Here is a 22,029-nt window from a genome sequence, read left to right on the forward strand (position 1 = left end):
GCAGGTGTAGTGGCTAATTCGGGTTGTTGCGGCAAAAGTTTCAATCAAACCGGCAATAGCACCGCAGCTCGCCTCGCCAATTCGATAGCTTGCATAGCGACACCCTTGCACCAAACCGCTCGGTAACTTAACGCGCACGGAAAGTTTCAAGGGAAAACCGATGGCAGAACAATCCACCACCCAGTCCGATGTAGGGCGCTTTGAAGGCACCAGCTCCTATATTGCGACCAACGATCTCAAGGTCGCCGTGAACGCCGCAGTAACCCTGCGGCGCCCGCTGCTGGTCAAGGGCGAGCCTGGCACCGGCAAGACGGTGCTGGCGCATGAAATTGCCAAGGCCACAGGCGCGCCGCTGATCGAATGGAACGTGAAATCAACCACCAAGGCGCAGCAGGGCCTGTATGAATATGACGCCGTGGCGCGCCTGCGCGATGGCCAGCTGGGCGATGAGCGCGTCCATGACATCTCGAACTACATCAGGAAGGGCAAGCTTTGGGAAGCCTTCACCTCGCCCGAGCTGCCGGTGCTCCTGATCGACGAGATCGACAAGGCCGATATCGAGTTTCCCAACGATCTACTCCAGGAACTCGACCGGATGAGCTTCGACGTTTACGAAACGCATGAGCGGATCGAAGCGAAAGAACGTCCGATCGTGGTGATCACCTCGAACAATGAAAAGGAACTGCCCGACGCTTTCCTGCGCCGCTGTTTCTTCCATTACATCAAGTTCCCAGATCGCGAGACGATGGCCGAGATCATCGATGTGCATTACCCCGGAATCCAGAAAAAGCTGGTCAGCAAGGCGATGGATATCTTCTACGAGCTGCGCGAGGTGCCCGGCCTGAAGAAGAAGCCCTCCACCAGCGAGCTGCTCGACTGGCTCAAGCTGCTGCTCAACGAAGACATGCCGATGGAAGTGCTGCAGGACAGCAACCCCAATTCGGCGATCCCACCGCTGCATGGTGCGCTGCTCAAGAACGAGCAGGATGTGATGATGTTCGAACGGCTTGCCTTCATGGCGCGCCGCAACCCGGGCTAAGTCAGGGAATCAACCAAAGGAATAGGCGAGCTCGAAATCGCCCCAGCGCTTACCGTTGATAATCAGCGGAATGTAGACATTGCGCACGACCTTATAGCGCTCGCCATCGCCTTCCTGCCGGTAAACTGCCATCATATAGGGCGCGGAAGAATTCTTCGCCTTCTGGTCGATCGGATCGAAGATGATGCGCCCGTTACGGCAGAAAGCCGTATCATGCGCCAGATTGCCGGTTGGCGCTTGCGACCATTCGGAAAGGTGCGTGGGCAGGAAGCCCTTCTTGTCGGTGCAGGCTGCGGCCATCACGCGGGCGTTGGTCTGCTTGGCGCGGTCGAGGAACGGGCGCCAGTGCGCGTCTGCCCAATCGCACAACCTGGTGCGATAGCGCTTGGGATTGCTACCTTCGATCAGCTGATAATTGCTATCGAACAGCACGGCTTCGCTAAGTTCGCCGGACTCGATCGCCTGGCTGGTAATGTCGGCCAGTTCGTGCGCAAAACCCTGTGCCGCCTCGACCATCGCACTGTCTTCAGGCGATAGCCCTGCCTGCACGATGCGGTCGAACATCTCGCTGGCGGTCATTTCCAGCTCTTCCATGCGCGTGTGCGCGCGTTGCAGTTTGGTCTCGTTGTCGAGCGCCGCATTGTCGAAACTGTCGAGCACATCCTGCACCCGCACCACATGATCGCTGATTGTGGAGGTCGAACGTGCAATCTGGTCATTCTGCTTGTCGACCTCTTCCACCAATTCGCCCACGCCAACGATCGTACGTTCGATCTGGGCAACGGAAGCCTTGGCCTCGCCGCTGGCTTTTGAGCCGGTTTCGATCCGTTCAATCACCTGTGACGCTTCGCTGCCAAGTGCGTCGATGGTCGAAGTGATTTCTTCGGTTGCCTTGCGGGTGTCATTGGCCAGGCTTTTCACCTCGCCCGCCACCACTGCAAAGGTGCGCCCGGCATCGCCTGCGCGCATCGCCTCTATGGTGGCGTTGAGCGCCAGGATATTGGTCGTTTCGGCGATCTGCTCGATATCTTTCGAGCTGCGCCGCACCTGTTCCATCGCGGCGGCAAAGCTGGTGACATGCTGCGACAGCGCTTCAACCAGTTCGAGCAGCGAATTGATCTGGCCAAGCGAAGAATGGATCAGTGTGGTGCCTTCGCCCAGGCGTTCGATCGCGCGTTCGGACAGTAGCCGGGCTTCGTCGCTGGCTTCCGCCACCTTGGCCTGATCAGCCTCAAGCGCGGTAACGGTTCCGCGCAGCGCCGTGTGCTCTTCGCGCAGCGCCTCGGATGAACGGATGACCGCCTCGACAATGCCGGCCACATCGGTGCAGCCAACCGTAACATCCCCGCAGATTTCGGGTATTCTGTCGAGCGCTGTTGCGCCGTTGGTATCGATCGCGATCGGCTTCATCAGGTGGATCCTCGGTTATAGCTTCAGCCAGCGCAGTAACCTTACGTGGTTAGCAACCGGTTAATTTGGATAGGGGGAGTTGAGTAAGGCTGGCGCGTTGCAAAGCGGATGGCTAAGACAAGCGCATGTTCTTCAATTTCGTCGACGAATTGCGCGCCGCGGGAATTCCCGCCAGTTTCAAGGAGCACCTCACCCTGCTGGAGGCGCTCGACAAGGATGTGATCGAGCAGACGCCCGAGGCATTCTATTACCTCAGCCGTGCCACCTTCGTGAAGGACGAGGGTTTGATCGACCGTTTCGACCAGGTCTTCAACCGCGTCTTCAAGGGCATCCTCAGCGATTATGGCCAGAACCCGGTCGACATTCCCGAAGACTGGCTGAAGGCGGTGGCCGAGAAATTCCTTTCCGAAGAGGAGATGGAAAAGATCAAGGCGCTGGGCAGCTGGGACGAGATCATGGAGACGTTGAAGAAGCGGCTCGAGGAACAGGAAAAGCGCCACCAGGGCGGCAACAAGTGGATCGGCACCGGCGGCACCAGCCCGTTCGGCAATTCGGGCTACAACCCCGAAGGGGTGCGGATCGGCGGCGAAAGCAAGCACAAGCGCGCGATCAAGGTGTGGGAAAAGCGCGAGTTCAAGAACCTCGACAACACCAAGGAGCTGGGCACCCGCAACATCAAGATGGCGCTGCGCCGCCTGCGCCGCTTTGCGCGCGAGGGCGCGGCGGACGAGCTTGACCTTGACGCCACGATCGACGGTACCGCCAAGCAGGGCTGGCTTGACATCCACATGCGCCCGGAACGGCACAATGCCGTGAAGCTGCTGCTGTTTCTTGACGTGGGCGGTTCGATGGACCCCTTCATCAAGCTGTGCGAGGAATTGTTCAGCGCGGCCAATGCGGAATTCAAGAACCTCGAGTTCTTCTATTTCCACAACTGCCTTTACGAAGGCGTGTGGAAGGACAACAAGCGCCGCTGGCAGGAACGCACCAAGACCTGGGACGTGCTTCACAAATATGGGCATGACTACAAGGTGATCTTCGTGGGCGATGCGGCGATGAGCCCGTATGAGATCACCCATCCCGGCGGCAGTGTCGAGCATATGAACGAGGAAGCAGGCGCGGTGTGGATGAAGCGGGTGGCCGACACCTATCCCGCGACCGTGTGGCTCAATCCTGTGCCTGAAAAGCAATGGGGTTATTCGCAGAGCACCAAGATGCTCAAGCAGCTGGTCAATGACCGGATGTATCCGCTGACGCTCGACGGGCTGGACGATGCCATGCGCGAGCTGAGCCGGAAACAGGGGCATTGAGTGAAGGGATCGAACTGCCCGAGGGGATCGAACTTGATGATCCCCGGCCGATTGCCGCTTCAGCGCCCTACACTTACGACATGCCATGGCCTGAGGAATTGGCTGCCCTCGAACCCGGTGATGGGGCACAAGCCATCTTTCGCGAAATCGCTGGCGGGCGCAGATATCACGCCGAACGCATGTGGGTCATGGTTCAGCGTATCGAGGATGGCTTCATTGTGGGTCGGCTCGATAACGAACCCTCGGACATGCCATCCATCAAGCTCGGCGATCTTGTCCGCATCCCACTCACGCACATAATTTCGTGCACCTACATCAAGGGGAAGCAACGCCCGAAGGTACCCGAGCGGCGTTCGTACTGGCAGCGATGCTTTGTTGATGCCTGCGTGGTCGAGGGACGTAGTCACGCCGATTACTTCTACCGCGAAGAACCCGACATGACGCGTGAGGGCGACAAGGAGCCGGACAGCGGTTGGCGAATTCGCGGGACCGACGAAGCCATCGCCGAAGACAAGCATCTCGGGAAAGATCCGATGTACATCGAGCTCGGCAAAGTTCTCAATGAGGATGACCGTTGGATCCACCTGATCGACAGTCCCATCGGTAGTACCTTCCAATGGGATGTCGAACGCGGCGATTACATCGAATTGGAATGACGTCACCTCGCCACACCCGCTTCGAGTGGGTGCGCCATCGGCTCGAAGCCTTCGATCCGGGCACCGGTTGGCGCCTCGCGCTTTACGAATTCCTGCTGTTCGGCTTCAAGCAGGCTTGGGCCTGCCTGTTCGGCGGCCTGCTGCTGGCGCTGCTGCTGGGCACGCACCTGTTTTATCCCGATGATGGTCTGCTTGGGGCGCCGCTCCACCGCTATGACTTCCTCACCCTCGCCGCCATCACCATTCAGGCGGGCATGCTCGCTTTCCGGCTCGAGACCTGGCGAGAAGCTCGCGTCATCCTGATCTTCCACGTAGTCGGCACGGTGATGGAGCTGTTCAAGACCGCTGCCGGATCTTGGACCTACCCTGAGGCGAGCGTGCTCCACATCGGCGCAGTGCCGCTGTTCTCGGGCTTCATGTATGCCGCCGTCGGCAGCTACATCGCGCGGGTCTGGCGCATCTTCGACTTTCGCTTCAGCCATTATCCGCCGCGCTGGGCGACGTGGCTCCTGTCGGCGGCAATCTACGTCAATTTCTTCGCCCACCACTGGACCGTGGACATCCGTTATCTGTTGTTTGCAACGACCGCGCTGCTGTTCTGGCGCACGCGGGTTCATTTCCGCAATTTCCGCGTGCATCGCTGGATGCCGCTGCTGGTCGGCTTCGGCCTCGTCGCATTATTCATCTGGTTTGCCGAGAATATCGCCACCTTTGCCAATGCCTGGAACTATCCGGGGCAACAGGATGGCTGGCAGATGGTCGGCCCGGCCAAGCTGGGTAGCTGGTATCTGCTGATGCTGATCAGCTTTGTGCTGGTGGCGTCAGTGCAAAAACCGCAACCACCAGCCATTCAATAGGCATCGACCGTTTCGAACAGCGCGCGGATTTGCGCCCGTTCGTCCTCGCTGACTTCCGGTCGCCAGATATCGAAGATCAGCACCAACCGATCTTCGGTGGCATTATTCCAAGCCTCGTGCTCCACGGTATCATCAAACAGCATGACCTTTCCGTAATCCCACGCCCGCTCGCTGGTGCCGACCCGAAGTGCTCCATCCCCCGGCACTATCAGGGGCAGATGACCGATAAAACGAGCGTTGATCATTCCGGTATGCGGCGGGATGCGCGATCGTGCCCGTAACAGCGAGAACATCACCGATGGTGCGCGCTGGGGAATGTCGCAAAGTGGGGCGTTGCTCTGCATCGTGACCCAGGTTTTTGGCGCCAGTGCGATTCGCTCGGGCACCGGGATGCCGCGATCGGTCAGATCGAGAGTGCTCCAGGAAGGGTCTTCGAGCAGGCCATGGACATCCCCTTGCGGCCTGTCCGTCGCCGTTCTGACATAGGGCCCGAAGCCCTGGCCCTGTTCGAGCAGCACTTGCGCTTCCGCCAGGATCGAATCAGTCTGTGCCTCGACCGCGTCGATCCAGTGATGCCGCGCGGGATCAACGTATTCGACATGCGGCAGATCGGGATAGAAGTACATGTTGGGCAGCTGCGGAAACCGCTCATAAACGGGTTCGCGTTGCTGCTCACCGAACATGATCGCCAGCGACTTGGCGAAGCGCGGATGCATCGCCTTCCGATCCATACCGCGAGATTCCAACCCATCGAGGATTGAATTTCGAAACCGCTCCGCCAGCCAATGCGTTGCATCGCGCGCGCGCAGCAATTCGCTTTGCGCGATGGGCTCCCCTTCGCCCGCGAGCCGAGCAACCTGTCTATAATATGCATTTGCTGCACGGTGATCGCCCGCGCACATCAGATTATCGGCCTTGGCCAGCATGGCCATGATATCGCGCCGGTTGGCTTGCAGCCTGCGGTCAGCTTCGGCCTCGTCAAAGGCAGGATCTGGTTGGTCGATGGCCATAGTCAATACAACTGGATATCGCTGGTCTGTTCGCGCCAGAAAGCCTCGTCCCGGTTCGCCATTTGGTCAAGGTCGCCTGGGCGTGCCGCTGGATCATCAACCCATTCGCGCAAGGCTGGCCCGCCGTTGATTACATCGATCGCAAGGCGTTCCAGCTCGTATTCATAGGGAAAATCACGCCACAGATCATATTCGGGGTAGAGCCGCCGGATCGCCTTGAACGCCAGCGCCTGCAACCGCCACGGCTTGAAGGCTGAATGGGTGTAGAACCTGCCTTCTGCGTGGATCATCAATGCATTGCACAGCTTTCCTGCATGTTTGTGGAAAGTCGGCTCGAACCAGCATTCGCGTAAGGCACAGCCAGCCATCCAGTCAGGCGCGAGCGCGTGCATTTCCGCCAGTACCGCCTTGGCATCGACATCGGGCGCACCCAGCAGCACTTCCAATGGCCGCGTCGTCCCCCTGCCCTCGCTCAGCGTGGTGCCTTCCAGCATCACGGTGCCGGCATAGCATCTCGCCATGTTGACATTTGCGGCATTGGGCGACGGATTGATCCAGATCCGGTCCTGCGGCCAGCCATACCCCCCCATGCCGCCATCGGGCCCGGCTTCAGGGAGCCAATAATGCATCTCGACTACGCGGTAATCCACGTCGAGGCTGAACTGGCGGATGAACCAATGCCCCATCTCGCCCATGGTGAGGCCGTGGCGCATCGGCATTGGCGCGGCGCCAACAAAACTTTCCTGCCCCGGCACCAGCAGCGTGCCCTCAACCGGGCGCCCGGCCGGGTTGGGACGGTCAAGCACCCACACGCTCTTGCCGTGCTTTGCGGCTTCTTCGAGCAGGTAGAGCAGAGTGGTGACGAAGGTGTAGATGCGGCAGCCAAGGTCTTGCAGGTCAAACAGGAATACGTCGGCAGTGCCCATCATCTGCCCGGTGGGGCGGCGCACCTCCCCATAGAGTGAAAAGATCGGGATGCCGTAATGCGGATCGAGTTCGTCCGCAGTCTCGACCATATTGTCCTGCTTGTCGCCCTTCAGCCCGTGCTGGGGGCCGAATGCGCTGGTCACGTTCACGCCCGCCGCGATCAGCGCATCAAGGCTATGCGTCAGGTCGGCCGTGACCGAGGCTGGATGCGCCACCAGTGACACCCGTTTTCCATCAAGTTCGTGCAGCAGTTCCGGCTCTGCCAGCAGCCGATCAATCCCGAATTTCATGGGTTTCGAGGTGCCGGAAGGCTCGCCGCAAAGCAAGCCGGATCGTGGAAATCCGGCGCATCGCATTGTGGATGCGCAAGCGCCCAATAGCTTTTGTTGCCACCCGCTTCCTCTATCACCGCGCTCAGGCCCATGGCGCAGTGCATCCCGAGGAGCTGCGAACGCGCGATGAAAGCATCGAAAATGGCGAATTTCGAGCCGGGCCGCATCACGCAATCTGGGGCGCGCGCGATTTCAAGCGGCTCCATTCCGTCGCGGTATCGGGTAAAACCATAGGCGTTCCATTCGCGCGAGGGCGAGAGGTTCCATTCATGATAGGACTCGCCTCCCTCAGGGCGCAGGAACAGTTCGAAACAGGTCGTTTGCCACAGCCCGTCCGCCCTGCCTTTGCCCGTGATCGGGGGCAGGACCAGCGTGCCCGCCTCCTCTATCCGCCATCGCAGGTGCAGCCAGTTCGGGTCATCCAGCCCCACCCGCGCCTCTACCGCGCTCACCGAAGAGGGCGGAAATGCCGGGTGGGGAATCAGGCGATATGCTTGCATTGTCCCTCCCCCATGCTAACCGCGCTTTCCCAAGGCAAGAGAGCACGATGTCGGAACACAAGTCCACCCTGCTGCGCCTGCTCGGCGAGCGCGGCTATATCCACCAGATGACCGATGCGGCCGGGCTGGACAAGCTCGCCCAAAACCAGATCGTGCCCGGCTATATCGGCTTCGATGCCACCGCGCCCAGCCTGCACGTCGGATCGCTGGTGCAGATCATGATGTTGCGCCGCCTGCAGCAGGCCGGCCACAAGCCGATCGTGCTGATGGGCGGCGGCACCACCAAGGTGGGCGACCCTTCGGGCAAGGACGAAAGCCGCAAACTGCTCACGCCCGAAGCCATCCAGGCGAATATCGCGTCGATCCGCACGGTATTCGAACGGCTGCTGACCTTCGGTGACGGTCCGACCGACGCGGTGATGGTCGATAACGATGATTGGTTGAACAAGCTCGGCTATATCGAATTGCTGCGCACGGTTGGACCTCACTTCACTATCAACCGCATGCTCACGTTTGATTCGGTCAAGCTGCGGCTCGAACGCGAACAGCCGCTGACCTTTCTCGAATTCAACTACATGATCCTGCAGGCCTATGATTTCCGCGAACTGGCACTGCTGCACGATTGCCGGCTGCAAATGGGTGGCAGCGACCAGTGGGGCAATATCGTCAACGGGATCGAGCTGACCCGCCGGATGGAGGGCAGGGAAGTATTCGGGCTTACCACGCCGCTACTGACCACGGCTGACGGGGCCAAGATGGGCAAGACTGCGGCAGGCGCGGTTTGGCTCAACGAAGATCAGCTGCCCAGCTATGATTTCTGGCAATACTGGCGCAATTGCGATGACCGCGATGTTGGCCGCTTCCTGCGGCTGTTCACCGATCTGCCGCTTGACGAGGTGGCGCGGCTGGAAGCGCTCGAAGGCGCGGAAATCAACCAGGCCAAGGTAGTGCTGGCGAACGAAGTGACCAGGCTGGTGCGGGGCGAGGAAGCAGCACTGGCTGCCGAAGCTACCGCGCATGAAACCTTTGCCGGCGGCGGTGCTGGCGAAGATCTCCCAACCTTAGCCGTGGGCATTGAAGGAATGCGCATCGGTGCCTTGCTGACTGCGATCGGCTTTACTGCGTCGAATGGCGAAGCCAAGCGCAAGCTGGCTGAAGGTGCGGTGAAGCTTGATGACCTGGTCATAAGCGACCCTGGCTTGCTGATCGAAATTGCTGAAGGCGAACAGCGCAAGCTCAGCCTGGGCAAAAAGAAACACGGCATCATTACGCGTTAACCGCCGTAAGCCTTTCAAAAAGCGGTTAATCGAACCCGGATCAGGGCTCAAACGGGCCGTCCGTCCCGTTTTGGCGCAGCGCATCTTTACCAAATGTCAGCCTTTCTCCAGCATCTAGCGATAGAAGAACAATGCTTGGAGGCTTGTAACCGTGAACGCCGGAGCCAATCTCAGTGTGACCGACCTGCGCCGCGCCGCGCGGCACCCCGTCGATTTCCCGGTCATTGCCGAACATCGCCGCTTGGGTGACCTGAAGCTGCATGTCGCCAATCTTTCTGCGCACGGCTTCATGGTCGACGATGCCGAAGGGCTCCAACGCGGCGACCGGGTTATTATCCGCCTGCCGGTGGTGGGCCGGATCGAGGCTTATGTGATCTGGTGTCATGACGAGCGCGCCGGGTTCCAGTTCGAAAGGATCATCCGCCTTGACGATTTCATGGCAGTGATCGACCAGTTGCAGCCCAATCCACGCTTGCGCCGCCTGCGCTGACTGGGGCGCCGCCCGCAAAAAACTTACTACGAAGCTGGATAGCTTTTGATGGCTTGGCAGCGGGCCTGCCCGCTGCCATTGCACGGTGGTGAGCGACACTCCACTGACATCGTCCAGCCCGCCAGAAGCGACGCACCCCTTTCGCGTAGCCAATTTCCGCGCCTATTGGGTCAGCCGCCTCAGCATGACGCTGGCGCAATATGCCATGCTGCTGATCATCGGATGGCAAACCTACAATATCGCGCGCGATGGCGGGATGAGTGTCGCCGCAGCATCGGGGCAACTGGCGCTGATTGGCCTGCTGCAATTTGCGCCGCTGTTCGTGTTGACGCCATTCGTGGGCCTGGCCGCAGACAAGTTCGATCGCAGGAGCCTCGGCCGGTTAACGGTTGTTCTGCAACTCGTCTGCTCTGCCGCTCTTGCCTGGGCAACCTGGCACAACGCCATCACCTTGCCGATCCTGTTCACTGTGGCGGTTTTGCTGGGTGTTGCACGCGCCTTTTCCGGGCCGGCATTGTCAGCGCTGGCCCCCAACCTCGTTCCCCGGAAAATACTGCCCAACGCCATCGCACTATCCAGCATTTCATGGCAGGTGGGCATGATCGTGGGGCCTTTCATCGGCGGGTATACCTTTTCGGTGCTGCCCTCCCTCCCCTATATCGCGGCGAGTGTACTGTTCGGCGTTGCGATCATTGCCTTGAGCCTGATTGGCAAAGTGCCACAGCCGCCGCTGCGCAAAGGGCAACATCCGATTGGCCAGATGCTCGACGGCATTCGCTATGTCCGCCACAACAAGATGGTGCTGGGCGCGATCACGCTTGATCTGTTCGCAGTGTTCCTGGCCGGGGCAACCGCGCTGTTTCCGGTCTATGCGCGGGACATCCTGGAGGTTGGAGAGACGGGCCTGGCCCAGCTTGCCATGGCGCCTGCTGCGGGCGCTGCGCTCACTGCCGCCTGGTTCAGTTTCAAACCGCTTGAAAACAACGTTGGCCCCAAGATGCTGTGGGCGGTATTCGTGTTCGGGCTCGCCACGATCGTATTCGGCCTTTCCACTTCGATGCCGCTTAGCCTGGCGATGCTGTTCATTGTCGGCGCGGGAGACATGTTCAGCGTGTATATCCGCCAATCGCTGATCCAGCTTCACACCCCGGATGACAAGCGCGGGCGGGTATCCTCGGTCAGCTTGCTCACGATCAGCGCGTCGAATGAGTTCGGCGATTTTTTCTCCGGCAGCCTGGCATTCCTGTTCGGCCCCGTGGCGGCGGTGGTCACCGGCGGCGCTGGCGCGATCATCACTGTGGCGCTGTGGAGCAGGCTGTTTCCTGTGCTAAGAACCACCAGGACATTTGATCCGCCCGATGAAATCGTGCTCAAACACGCAGAAAGCAAAACCCAGGAGGCCTGACATGAAAGCCGCAAACATCCTCGAGACCATCGGTCGCACTCCGCATATCCGCCTGTCACGCATGTTCCCCGATCACGAAGTCTGGATCAAATCGGAACGCGCCAATCCTGGTGGCTCGATCAAGGACCGCATCGGCCTTGCCATGATAGAGGATGCAGAAAAGACTGGGGCGTTGAAGCCCGGCGGCACGATCATAGAGCCTACCAGCGGCAACACCGGCATCGGCCTGGCGATGGTCGCCGCGGTCAAGGGTTACAAGCTGGTTCTGGTAATGCCGGAATCGATGTCGCTTGAACGGAGGCGGTTGATGCTCGCCTATGGCGCATCGTTCGACCTCACGCCCAAGGAAAAAGGCATGAAGGGCGCGATCGAGCGCGCCAGCGAGCTGGTCGCACAGACCCCCAATTCGTGGATGCCAAGCCAGTTCGACAATGAGGCGAACTGGAAGGTTCATGCCAATACCACCGCAAAGGAAATCATCGCCGACTTCGCCGACGCACCGCCTGCAGTGCTCATCACCGGCGTCGGCACCGGCGGACACCTGACGGGGTGCGCCGAGGTGCTGAAGCGCGAATGGCCCGAGATGAAGGCCTATGCGGTCGAGCCGACGCTCAGCCCGGTAATCAGCGGCGGCCAGCCCGGCCCCCACCCGATCCAGGGGATCGGTGCCGGTTTTATTCCGGGCAACCTTCATACTCAGTCGATCGACGGTGCAATCCAGGTCGAGCCGGAAGATGCCAAGGAAATGGCGCGCCGCGCCGCGCGTGAAGAAGGCATGCTGGTGGGTATCTCATCGGGCGCCACGCTGGCCGCGATCGCTCAGAAGCTGGCGGATTTCGATACCGGGACCCGCGTGATCGGCTTCAATTACGATACCGGTGAACGCTATCTGTCGGTCCCCGATTTCCTGCCGGTGGAATGAAGCGCTTCGTGGTGAGCGACTTGCTCGACTTCAGCATGCCGCGTGGCGCGATGCTGGGCCTCTTCGTCGAAGTGCTTGCCTGCAACTAAAAGGCCCGGGCTATTGACCCGGGCCTCTTGGGTTGCCGCCAGCCAGCGGCATCACGCCGCCGTCTGGAACGCCTCCGCATCCAGCGCCATCATCGCTTCCGCGCCCGCTTCGAGTTTGCGGCGCAGCGCACCGGCATCGGGCAGGTAGCGTTCGGCATAATAGCGAGCCGAAACCAGCTTCGCCTCGTAAAAGCCCTTGTCCGATGGCTCGCTGGCAAGCTTCTCGAGCGCCACCTTGGCCATGCGCAGCCACATCAGCCCCAGCGTCACGATACCCATGATGTGCATATAATGGTGCGCACCCGCGCCCAGATTGTTGGGATTGGCCATGGCATTCTGCATGAACCACATGGTTGCGGCCTTCTGCTGCCCCAGCGCCTTGTCTAGCGCTTCGGCAATATCCTTGAGCCCATCCACTTCCTTGGCAGCGGCAATGTCTGCATCGCACATGGCGAAGAATGCCTGGATCGCCGCGCCGCCATTCTGCGCCAGCTTGCGACCGCACAGATCCATCGCCTGCACGCCATTGGTGCCTTCATAGATCATGGCGATACGGGCATCGCGCACGAACTGGCTCATGCCCCATTCCTCGATATAACCGTGCCCGCCAAAAACCTGCTGCATATTGGTGGCGACTTCATAGCCCTTGTCGGTGCCATAGCCCTTGATCACCGGGGTGAGCAGACTGATCATGTCCATCGCCGCCTTGCGATCACCTTCATCGGGCGCCTTGTGGCTAAGGTCTTCCTGCAACGCTCCCCACAGACACAGCGCGCGCATGCCTTCGTTGAACACCTTGGCATCCATCAGCATGCGGCGAACGTCGGGATGGACGAAGATCGGATCGGCCTTGGCCTCGGGATCGGCCGGGCCGGTCAGCGCGCGGCCCTGGCGCCGGTCAAGCGCATAGGCGACCGCATTCTGGTATGCGACTTCGGCCTGTGACAGCCCTTGCATACCCACACCCAGGCGCGCTTCGTTCATCATGATGAACATCGCTGCCAGGCCCTTGTTCTCCTCGCCGACAAGCCAGCCTTTGGCCTCGTCATAATTGAGCACGCAGGTCGAATTGCCGTGGATGCCCATCTTGTGTTCGATCGAGCCGCAGCTAACGCCATTGCGATCGCCCAGCGAACCGTCGTCATTGACCAGGTACTTGGGCACCACAAACAGCGAGATACCCTTGGAACTGTCGGGCGCGCCCGGTGTCTTGGCCAGCACCAGGTGGATGATGTTGTCCGCCAGGTCGTGCTCTCCGGCGGAAATGAAGATCTTGGTGCCGGTGATCAGATAACTGCCATCGGCCTGCGGCTCGGCCTTGGTGCGGATCAAGCCCAGATCGGTGCCGCAATGCGGTTCGGTCAGGTTCATGGTGCCGGTCCACTCGCATGAGACCATGCGCGGTACATATTTCTCGATCTGCTCAGGGCTACCCTTGGCCAGCAACGCCGCGATCGCGCCGTTGGTGAGCCCGGGATACATACCGAAGGCCATGTTGGCAGAGCTCATCATTTCCTTGAGCGCAAAGCCGATCACCTGCGGCAAGCCCTGTCCGCCCAGCTCCTCCGGCTGGGTCAATGTGCCCCAGCCCGCCTCGCGATACTGGTCAAATGCCTGCTTGAAACCGGTTGGTGTGGTTACCGAACCATCTTCATGACGGACACAACCTTCACGGTCGCCGATCTGGTTGAGCGGAGCGATCACTTCAGAAGTGAATTTGCCCGATTCCTCCAGGATCGAATTGACCATATCTTCGCTGGCATGCTCGAAACCGGGCAGATTGCCATGGCTTCCAAGATCAAGCATCTCATTGATAATGAATCGGAAATCGCGGTTTGGGGCGGTGTAGCTGGGCATCTGTGTGTCCTTGGTATTGATTTGGATTTTTGCTGGGTCAGCGATCAGAAATCGAAGTCAAGATTCTCGATCAGTTTGATGAACTCTGTCAGTTCCTTGATCGAGGAATCGATGTCGGTGCGTTGCCCCTTCAACTTGGCCACATGCGACTTGCACTTTTCCACCGTGACGCGGCGTTGCTCAACCCGGCCATCGCCGAGATCGTATAGATCGATCATCTCGCGAATTTCGTTGAGGCTGAAGCCGACGTTTTTCGCTCGCATGATCCAGGCAAGTCGGGCCCGGTCGCGCTTTGAATAGACGCGGGTCAATCCCACGCGGGCGGGAGAGATAAGGCCCTCGTCCTCGTAAAAGCGCAGCGCGCGGGCGGTGCAATCGAACTCCGAGGTCAAGTCGGAGATCGAATATTGCTCGCGCTCCAACTTGTCAGGGCGTTCGAGATGAGCTCCCGCGTGCTTTGTATCGCCATTGGAGGGAGGTTGGTTTGCTTGTGCTGTAGCCATGCAAAAGGATATAACTTCCCTTTACGTTAGCGTCAAGAATTGACCCTAACGAGAGCGCCGTTCTCAAGCCGGCGATAAAAGCAAGAGCGCGCGCCCGTGTGGCATGCCGGGCCTGCAGGCTCGGCCCGGATCACGATCGCATCCTGATCGCAATCGACCAGCAATTCCGCCACCTTCAAGACGTTTCCTGAAGTTTCACCCTTCTTCCACAAACGTTGCCGCGATCGCGACCAGAAATGGGCGACGCCGCTGGCGATGGTGGCATCCAGCGCCTCGCGATTCATATACGCAACCATTAGAACGTCCTTCGATCCGGCATCCGTCACCACCGCGCTTAGCAATCCTTGCGAATCAAACTTTGGCATGAAGGTGGAAGTCTCATCGCGCGGAACTTGTTTCTGGGTTTTATTGATCACTCAAAATCCCTTCTGTGGACGGGTATTTAGCAGCCTTCGCTTGTTGCACGATAACCACAGATGGCTCGCAAAATCCACGCGCAATCCAATTCTGGCTATGAAGTTGAGCCGCCCAGTGAGAGTTAACGCCCGCGAGCACTTGCTCGCCCGCCGAATACAGGTGCGACATAAGCGCCAGGTTCAGGGGGCAATCCGGGATGCCGATCTCCGGTAAGGATGAGCGCTTCCGGCGAAACGATGAGGGATAGAGCCCGGGTGGCCGCAAAGGGGGAGGCCACCTTAGCTTCATTGAAGCGGGTTCGTATTTTTTCGTCACGTGGCGCCCGGGGTCTTCCAGACCTCGGGCGTTATGTTTTCCCAGACCTTCCGCGCTGCTCCACAATCGCACTGATCCCGGCGGTGTTTCCGTGCAGGGCCTCGTCCAGAACCCGTGCAAAACAGCACATCGTGACTTCTGCCGCGCCTGCCTTTTTCAGCGCCGTGATGCAGGCATCGCTGGTCGCTCCGCTGGTCAGGACGTCATCAACCAGGATTACGGATCGCCCTTGAAGTTTCGCCGCACGCGGGCGGTTGATGCGAATAGCTCCGCCTAACGCCCGCTGCCGCGCCTGCTTTCGCATTCCGCCCAGCATGGGCGTGGCCTTAGCGCGCACCAACGCATCCACCAACAGTTCCCCTTTGCCACTGCGCGCCAGTTCCCGTGCCAGCAATGCGGCCTGGTTGAACCCTCTGCGCCAAAGCCGCCAGCGATGCAGAGGCACCGGAATAATCAACGGGGGTGATGCTTCAGAATCGGGCAATTTCGCCGCCATCAGCCTGGCCAGCTGCGGCGCAAGCGCGATTTTGCGCCCGTGCTTGAAAGCAAGGATGAGGCGGCGCGAGGTATCGTTATAGAGCGTTGCAGCAGCAATCCCGGCGTGGCTTGGCGGCACGGCGATGCACATAGCACATTGGCTGTTTTCAAGACCGCTGCCGGGCGCAAACGGCCTGCTGCAACGGATGCACGCCGGTTCGCCCGGAATAACGAGCTGACCCCAACACGCGCCGCACAGCCCTGCCTGGGCTGCTGTCGCTTCGCCGCACAGCGGGCAACGCGGGGGAAAAACGAGGTCGACGAGCGGCGCGAAAACACGCGAAAACGAAGCGGAAATCCATTTGGCGCGACCCATTGCAGCATGCTGCACCTCTTGCGCATCACTGGCAAGCACGGCAGGGCGCCACAGATGACCGAAGCCCGCGTTCCACGGATCTTTTCGAACCGCCGCAGGAACGCCCGCGCCATGCGGGCGGCGTCGCTGTCACGGCGGAGCGAAACTGCAAGCTGGCTGGCAGAGGAAATGCAGCGCGACATCATCGAACGGCTCGATTTCATGCGCTTTGAGCCATCGCGCGCGCTGATAGTCGGCCACCGGACCGGAGAAATCGCCCGTCACCTTGGGCAACTTGGCAGCAGAGTCATCTCCCTTCCCGGCATCGATGAGGAGCAGCCGATTGACGAGGGACCCTTCGATCTGATCCTCACTTTCGGGCGGCTCGATACGGTCAACGATTTACCCGGTGCGCTGCTTCATATCCGCAATGCGTTGACGCCCGAGGGGCTCCTGATTGCGCAGTTCGTGGGCGCGGGGAGCCTTACTGCGCTGCGCCGGATCATGCTCGCCGCCGATGGCGAGCGCCCTTCGGCCCGCATCCATCCGCAGATCGACGACCGCGCCGCCACTTCGCTGATGCAGCGCGCAGGCTTCGCCAAGCTGGTCATCGATACGCACAGGCTCAGCGTGCGCTATCGCAGCCTTGATCGCCTTGTCGCCGATCTGCGCGAGCAGGCGCTGACCAATGTGCTGGCCGATGCGCCCCCGCCGCTGGGCAAGGCGGCTTTCGCCCGGGCGAAATCTGCGTTCGCGGCACTCAAGGACGAAGACGGCCGCGTGGCCGAAACCTTCCAGATCCTGACGCTTACGGGCTGGCGCTAAGCCTGCAACGCCAGCTATTTGAGTGCGGCTTGGGCCGCCGCAAGCCGTGCAATCGGCACCCGATATGGCGAGGCCGAGACATAATCGAGCCCGACCTGCTCGCAGAACGCTATGCTCGCCGGGTCGCCGCCATGCTCGCCGCAGATGCCCAGCTTGATGTCGGGCCGCGTCGCCCTGCCCCGCTCCGCCGCCATTTCGACCAGCTGGCCGACGCCATCGATATCGAGGCTGACGAAGGGATCGCGCGGGAAAATGCCCTTTTCAACATACTGCGCAAGGAACCGTGCTGAATCATCGCGCGAAAGGCCCAGAGTGGTCTGCGTCAGATCGTTGGTGCCGAAACTGAAGAAGGCGCCTTCCTTCGCGATATCGCCCGCCATCAAGGCGGCGCGCGGCAATTCGATCATGGTGCCGACAAGGTAATCGACCGGGCAGCCGGTCTCCTCAAACACTTGCCGTGCGGTCCTGTCGATTAACGCCTTGAGAAGTTCGAGCTCGCGCCTGGTTGCGACCAGCGGGATCATGATTTCCGGCACCGGCGTATCGGCCCCGCTCCTGGCGATTTCGCAAGCCGCTTCGAAAATCGCGCGCGCCTGCATCTCGTAGATTTCGGGGAAAGTGATTCCCAACCGGCAGCCGCGATGGCCCAGCATGGGATTGAATTCGTGCAATTCCGCCGCCCGGCGCTTGAGATGATCGACCCCCAGCCCGGTGGCATCGGCCAGCTCGGCGAAGTCCGCATCCTCATGCGGCAGGAATTCGTGCAGCGGCGGATCGAGCAGCCGGATCGTGCACGGCAGGCCCGCCATCACTGCAAATATCTCGCGGAAATCCGCGCGCTGTTCGGGCAGCAGTTCGGCCAGTGCGGCACGGCGAGTCTTCTCGTTCTCGGCCAGGATCATCTGGCGTACCGCGCGTATCCTGTCGGCATCGAAGAACATGTGTTCGGTACGGCACAGCCCGATACCCTCGGCCCCGAACTGGCGCGCCATGCGGCAATCGGCCGGGGTTTCGGCATTGGTGCGCACGCGCATGCGCCGGTGCCGGTCTGCCCATACCATCAGCGTGCCGAAATCGCCCGCCAGTTCGGGTTCTACGGTACGCACTTCGCCCGCCATCACCTGCCCATTGCTGCCATCGATGGTGATGACATCGCCCTCTTTCAGTTCGCGCTGGCCGATCCGCAGGGTCTTGCTGGCTCGGTCAATCGAGACAGCGGACGCGCCCGACACGCAAGGGCGCCCCATCCCGCGCGCCACCACGGCGGCGTGGCTCGTCATCCCGCCGCGCGCGGTCAATATGCCCTGCGCCGCGTGCATGCCGTGAATATCCTCAGGGCTGGTTTCGACGCGGACAAGGATCACCTTGTCGCCGCGCGAAGCGAACTGTTCCGCCGTATCGGCATCGAGCACGATCTTGCCCGATGCCGCGCCCGGCGATGCGGGCAGGCCGCTGGTCAGCACATCGCGCGGCGCATCGGGATCGAGCGTGGGGTGGAGCAACTGGTCGAGCGCCATCGGATCGACGCGCAGGATCGCGGTCTTCTCGTCGATCAGTCCCTCGCCTGCCATGTCGACAGCCATCTTCAGCGCTGCCTTGGCGGTGCGCTTGCCGCTGCGGGTCTGCAGCATCCACAACTGGCCGCGCTCCACGGTGAATTCGATGTCCTGCATGTCCTTGTAGTGGCGTTCGAGCAGGTCGAACACACGGGCCAGCTCGGCATAGGCATCGGGCATCGCCTCTTCCATGCTCAGCGGCTTGGCGCCTGCCGCCTCGCGCGCCGCCTTGGTCAGGTATTGCGGCGTGCGGATGCCCGCCACCACATCTTCACCCTGCGCATTGATCAGATATTCGCCGTAATAGGCGCGCACGCCCGTCGAAGGATCGCGGGTGAAGGCAACGCCGGTGGCGCTGGTTTCGCCCATATTGCCGAACACCATCGCCTGGACATTCACGGCGGTGCCCCAGTCGCCGGGAATATCGTTGAGGCGGCGATAGACCTTGGCACGGTCAGAATCCCAGCTGTCAAACACGGCGCGGATCGCGCCCCACAGCTGCTCGGTCACATCCTGCGGGAACGGATGCCCCAGCTCCTTTTCAGCCAGTGCCTTGTATTCGGCGACCAGTGCCTTCCACTCGCTCGCCTCCATCTCGGTATCGGCGTAATAGCCCTTGTCTTCCTTGGCCACTTCGAGCGCTTCCTCGAACAGCCCGTGATCGAGGCCCAGCACCACGTCCGAATACATCTGGATGAAGCGGCGATAGCTGTCCCAGGCAAAGCGTTCATCGCCCGATGCGCTGGCCAATCCTTCAACCGTGGCGTCATTGAGGCCGAGATTGAGCACGGTGTCCATCATGCCGGGCATTGAAACCCGCGCGCCCGATCGCACCGAAACCAGCAGCGGATCGGCAGCATCACCAAATTTCTTGCCCACGGTCGCTTCGATATGCTTCAGCGCATCTGCCACTTGTGTGCGCAATTCTTCGGAAAAATCCGCACCTTCCTGCAGGTACTTCACACATTCCTCGGTGGTGATGGTGAAGCCGGGAGGAACCGGCAGTCCGATGCTGGCCATTTCGGCAAGGTTTGCGCCCTTGCCGCCGGTGACGGTCTTGTCCTTCTGGCGCGGGTCGGAGTGATCCGCTGAGCCGCCGAATGTATAGACCGTCTTGTTCATTCTAATTCCTGTTTGCCTGAACCGATGGAACACATGGAACAGTGTCTTGACGTTAATTCCTCAACCTTCGATGCGGCTGAAGTCCGCCACCTGGTGCACCGCACCGCGCAGGCGGGCTAGCAGGTCGAGGCGGGCTGCGCGCACATGCTTTTCTTCGGCGTTCACAATCACCTCTTCAAAGAACCGGTCGATCGGCGCGCGTAAGCTGGCCAGGGCCGACATGGCGGCGGCGAAATCCTCGGCTTCGATCGCAGCCACAGCCTTCGGCTCGGCAGCGTCAAGCGCATCGATCAGCGCCTTTTCCGCATCTTCCAGCGTGTAGGAAAGCGGGGATAGCTGCTCCGCGTAGATTTCGCGCATCTGCGGATCGTCTACGTTTTCGAGCGGGTCTTCGTCTCCGGTTGATCTGATCTCCCCGCGCGACCCGTGCCAGTCTTCCTTTTTCAGGATATTCGCCGCGCGCTTGTATCCGGCGAGCAGATTGGCGCCATCTTCGGTTTCCATGAAAGCCTGGAGGGCGTGGACGCGGGCGAGCAGGCGAACAAGGTCATCCTCGCCGCCCAGCGCAAACACAGCGTCGATCAAATCGTGGCGGACACCGGCCTCGCGCTGCTGGACCTTGAGCCGGTCAGCGAAGAATTCGAGGAGTTCGCCCGAAGCCACGCTGAAGCGCAGGCCGTTTGATTGAATAATTCGGATGGCACCAAGCGCAGCCCGGCGTAGTGCGAAGGGGTCTTTAGACCCCGTTGGCTTTTCGTCGATGGCGAAAAAGCTTCGCAAAGTATCCAGTTTGTCCGCCAGGCTCACTGCCACCGTCACCGGAGCGGTGGGAACGAGGTCGCCCTGGCCGACCGGCTTGTAGTGATCGCGGATCGCGTCCGAAACTTCCTGCGGCAGACCTTCCTTCGCGGCATAATAGCCGCCCATCAGGCCCTGCAATTCGGGGAATTCGCCCACCATTTCCGTGACGAGATCGGCCTTGCACAGGCGAGCAGCCTGTTCGGCGAGATCGGCCAAGGAAGCCCCTTCCCTTGAGGGAAGGGGTTGGGGATGGGTGTCAGGCGCCTGAGGAGTGGGAACCCCCACCCCCGGCCCCTCCCCACCGGGGAGGGGAGAATTCGTAACAATCCCCTCCTCGCAAAGCCAGCGCGCGAGTTTGGCCACGCGCTTGGCCTTGTCGGCGACGGTGCCCAGCTTCTCGTGGAAAGTGATCCGTTCCAGCTTCTTCGCATGTTCAGCGAGCGGCGTCTTTTGATCCTGCTCCCAGAAGAAGCGCGCATCGGAAAGCCGCGCGGCGAGCACCTTGCGGTTACCGTCAACCACTACTGCCGGGTCTTCAGCATCAATATTGGCGGTGCAGATGAAGGCGTTGGCGAGCGGGGCAGCCGAGGGTGCCCCTCCACCATCCTGCGGATGGTCCCCCTCCCCATTTCGGGGAGGATTGCACACGAAATACTTCTGGTTCACCCGCGCGGTGAGCTGGATCACTTCAGGCGGCACATCAAGGAAAGCCTCGTCAAAGCGCCCGAGCAGCGGCACCGGCCATTCGGTGAGCCCCGCGTTCTCGATCACCAGCCCCTCATCCTCGACCAGCACCATCCCTGCATCCGCCGCGAGTTTTGCCGCACCCTCGCGGATCAGCGCGGCGCGTTCCTCATGGTCGACGATCACATGGCAGGCGCGCAGTTTCTCCTGATAGTCGTCCACACCGCCAATGGTAATCTCGCCGGGGCAATGGAAACGGTGGCCCCTGGTGGCATAACCGCTGGCGATCCCGTCAATCTCGCAATCGACCAGCTCCCTGCCCAATATTGCGACGATGCCCGAGAGCGGGCGCACCCAGCGCAGGCTCTCCGTGCTGATCGAGGCAGCGCCCCAGCGCATAGATTTGGGCCAGGTGAAGTCACGGATGATGGCGGGGATCGCTTCGGCGAGCAGGTCTTTCATCGCCCTGCCCGGCTTTTCGATCACTGCAAACCAGGTGCTGCGGCCTTTTACGTCGCGCAGTTCCAGCTGATCGCGGGTGGCACCATTCTTGCGACAGAAGCCGTCGATTGCGGCATCGGGCGCGCCTTCGGGCGGGCCCTTGGCTTCCTCGCTCACCGCTTCGGTGGCTTCAGGCAGGTCGCGCGCGATCAGCGTGAGCCGCCGCGGCGTCGACCACACGGTGACGTCGGCAACCGTAACCCCGGCACTCTCCATCTCGCGACGGAACAGCTTTTCCAGCTCCGCCCGCGCACCGGCCTGCATCCGGGCGGGGATTTCTTCGCAGCGCAATTCGAGGAGGAAGTCAGGCATTGGCCCAACCACCGTCATTGCGAGGAGCCGAAGGCGACGCGGCAATCCAACGCACAGGTCCATGGATTGCTTCGCTACGC

Annotated in this window: 19 protein-coding genes and 1 pseudogene; 9 read left to right on the forward strand and 11 right to left on the reverse strand. The window is 60.8% G+C overall.

Annotated features, from left to right (window positions below; all coding sequences use genetic code 11):
* The first annotated feature begins 160 nt into the window (after positions 1-160).
* Complete coding sequence (locus tag ACX2DJ_RS09190) at positions 161-1,039, forward strand: AAA family ATPase (protein WP_462572201.1); 879 nt, start codon at positions 161-163, stop codon at positions 1,037-1,039.
* Positions 1,040-1,048: 9 nt separating this feature from the next.
* Here the strand turns inward: ACX2DJ_RS09190 and ACX2DJ_RS09195 are convergent, their stop codons facing one another.
* Positions 1,049-2,449 carry a methyl-accepting chemotaxis protein gene (locus ACX2DJ_RS09195; protein ID WP_462572203.1) on the reverse strand — a complete coding sequence of 467 codons (1,401 nt, stop codon included), beginning with the start codon at positions 2,447-2,449 and terminating at the stop codon, positions 1,049-1,051.
* Between the two features lie 125 nt (positions 2,450-2,574).
* On the opposite strand from ACX2DJ_RS09195, the gene ACX2DJ_RS09200 reads away from it, so the two are divergent.
* Genes ACX2DJ_RS09200 through ACX2DJ_RS09210 form a run of 3 tightly spaced genes read left to right on the forward strand, consistent with a single transcriptional unit; the run spans position 2,575 to position 5,272 of the window.
* The gene (locus ACX2DJ_RS09200) at positions 2,575-3,759 is read left to right on the forward strand and encodes a vWA domain-containing protein (protein WP_462572204.1); all 1,185 of its coding nucleotides are present in this window, start codon (positions 2,575-2,577) and stop codon (positions 3,757-3,759) included.
* The gene (locus tag ACX2DJ_RS09205) at positions 3,756-4,415 is read left to right on the forward strand and encodes an immunity protein Imm33 domain-containing protein (protein WP_462572205.1); all 660 of its coding nucleotides are present in this window, start codon (positions 3,756-3,758) and stop codon (positions 4,413-4,415) included. The genes ACX2DJ_RS09200 and ACX2DJ_RS09205 overlap by 4 nt, the downstream gene beginning before the upstream one ends.
* Complete coding sequence (locus tag ACX2DJ_RS09210) at positions 4,412-5,272, forward strand: DUF817 domain-containing protein (RefSeq protein WP_462572206.1); 861 nt, start codon at positions 4,412-4,414, stop codon at positions 5,270-5,272. Before ACX2DJ_RS09205 ends, ACX2DJ_RS09210 begins: the two co-directional genes overlap by 4 nt.
* Here the strand turns inward: ACX2DJ_RS09210 and ACX2DJ_RS09215 are convergent.
* The 3 genes from ACX2DJ_RS09215 to ACX2DJ_RS09225 are packed head-to-tail and all read right to left on the reverse strand — an operon-like array spanning position 5,266 to position 8,041.
* Positions 5,266-6,282 (reverse strand): aspartyl/asparaginyl beta-hydroxylase domain-containing protein, encoded by a 1,017-nt coding sequence (locus tag ACX2DJ_RS09215; RefSeq protein WP_462572207.1) that lies wholly within the window; start codon positions 6,280-6,282, stop codon positions 5,266-5,268. The genes ACX2DJ_RS09210 and ACX2DJ_RS09215 overlap by 7 nt on opposite strands.
* A 2-nt stretch (positions 6,283-6,284) precedes the next feature.
* Positions 6,285-7,499, reverse strand: a complete 1,215-nt coding sequence (locus ACX2DJ_RS09220) for an exo-beta-N-acetylmuramidase NamZ family protein (protein ID WP_462572208.1) — start codon at positions 7,497-7,499, stop codon at positions 6,285-6,287.
* On the reverse strand, positions 7,496-8,041 hold the full coding sequence (locus ACX2DJ_RS09225) for a DOMON-like domain-containing protein (RefSeq protein WP_462572211.1): 546 nt from the start codon (positions 8,039-8,041) through the stop codon (positions 7,496-7,498). The genes ACX2DJ_RS09220 and ACX2DJ_RS09225 overlap by 4 nt, the downstream gene beginning before the upstream one ends.
* Positions 8,042-8,088: 47 nt before the next feature.
* On the opposite strand from ACX2DJ_RS09225, the gene tyrS reads away from it, so the two are divergent.
* The 4 genes from tyrS (at position 8,089) to cysK (ending at position 12,135) form a co-directional block, all read left to right on the forward strand.
* Positions 8,089-9,318: a tyrosine--tRNA ligase gene (gene tyrS, locus ACX2DJ_RS09230; protein ID WP_462572212.1), complete on the forward strand. Its 1,230-nt coding sequence runs from the start codon at positions 8,089-8,091 to the stop codon at positions 9,316-9,318.
* A gap of 151 nt (positions 9,319-9,469) precedes the next feature.
* Complete coding sequence (locus tag ACX2DJ_RS09235; RefSeq protein WP_462572213.1) at positions 9,470-9,808, forward strand: PilZ domain-containing protein; 339 nt, start codon at positions 9,470-9,472, stop codon at positions 9,806-9,808.
* An 88-nt stretch (positions 9,809-9,896) separates the two neighbouring features.
* Positions 9,897-11,213, forward strand: a complete 1,317-nt coding sequence (locus tag ACX2DJ_RS09240) for an MFS transporter (protein ID WP_462572214.1) — start codon at positions 9,897-9,899, stop codon at positions 11,211-11,213.
* 1 nt (position 11,214) lies between these two features.
* Positions 11,215-12,135, forward strand: a complete 921-nt coding sequence (gene cysK / locus ACX2DJ_RS09245; protein ID WP_462572217.1) for a cysteine synthase A — start codon at positions 11,215-11,217, stop codon at positions 12,133-12,135.
* 140 nt (positions 12,136-12,275) lie between these two features.
* Here the strand turns inward: cysK and ACX2DJ_RS09250 are convergent, their stop codons facing one another.
* From ACX2DJ_RS09250 to ACX2DJ_RS09270, 5 genes and pseudogenes are all read right to left on the reverse strand, one after another.
* Positions 12,276-14,081, reverse strand: coding sequence for an acyl-CoA dehydrogenase C-terminal domain-containing protein (locus ACX2DJ_RS09250; protein WP_462572218.1), 1,806 nt, complete (start codon positions 14,079-14,081; stop codon positions 12,276-12,278).
* A gap of 44 nt (positions 14,082-14,125) precedes the next feature.
* The gene (locus ACX2DJ_RS09255) at positions 14,126-14,584 is read right to left on the reverse strand and encodes a MerR family transcriptional regulator (RefSeq protein ID WP_462572219.1); all 459 of its coding nucleotides are present in this window, start codon (positions 14,582-14,584) and stop codon (positions 14,126-14,128) included.
* A 32-nt stretch (positions 14,585-14,616) separates the two neighbouring features.
* A complete protein-coding gene (hisI, locus tag ACX2DJ_RS09260; RefSeq protein ID WP_462572220.1) occupies positions 14,617-15,000 on the reverse strand; it encodes a phosphoribosyl-AMP cyclohydrolase in 384 nt (127 codons plus the stop codon).
* A 347-nt stretch (positions 15,001-15,347) separates the two neighbouring features.
* Complete coding sequence (locus ACX2DJ_RS09265) at positions 15,348-15,944, reverse strand: ComF family protein (protein ID WP_462572578.1); 597 nt, start codon at positions 15,942-15,944, stop codon at positions 15,348-15,350.
* 54 nt (positions 15,945-15,998) lie between these two features.
* A pseudogene (locus ACX2DJ_RS09270) lies at positions 15,999-16,169 on the reverse strand (double zinc ribbon domain-containing protein); the annotation flags it as partial.
* 54 nt (positions 16,170-16,223) lie between these two features.
* Here ACX2DJ_RS09270 and ACX2DJ_RS09275 point away from each other — a divergent pair.
* Positions 16,224-16,973 carry a methyltransferase domain-containing protein gene (locus ACX2DJ_RS09275; RefSeq protein ID WP_462572221.1) on the forward strand — a complete coding sequence of 250 codons (750 nt, stop codon included), beginning with the start codon at positions 16,224-16,226 and terminating at the stop codon, positions 16,971-16,973.
* Positions 16,974-16,987: 14 nt separating this feature from the next.
* On the opposite strand, the gene ppdK is transcribed toward ACX2DJ_RS09275, so the two are convergent.
* Together ppdK and glyS are read right to left on the reverse strand one after the other, a co-directional pair.
* Entirely contained in the window at positions 16,988-19,651 is a 2,664-nt protein-coding gene (ppdK, locus tag ACX2DJ_RS09280; RefSeq protein WP_462572222.1) for a pyruvate, phosphate dikinase, read from the reverse strand.
* 60 nt (positions 19,652-19,711) lie between these two features.
* Positions 19,712-21,949 (reverse strand): glycine--tRNA ligase subunit beta, encoded by a 2,238-nt coding sequence (gene glyS, locus ACX2DJ_RS09285; protein WP_462572224.1) that lies wholly within the window; start codon positions 21,947-21,949, stop codon positions 19,712-19,714.
* Positions 21,950-22,029 lie beyond the last annotated feature (80 nt).

The sequence above is a fragment of the Altererythrobacter chaiwopuensis genome (assembly GCF_054957755.1).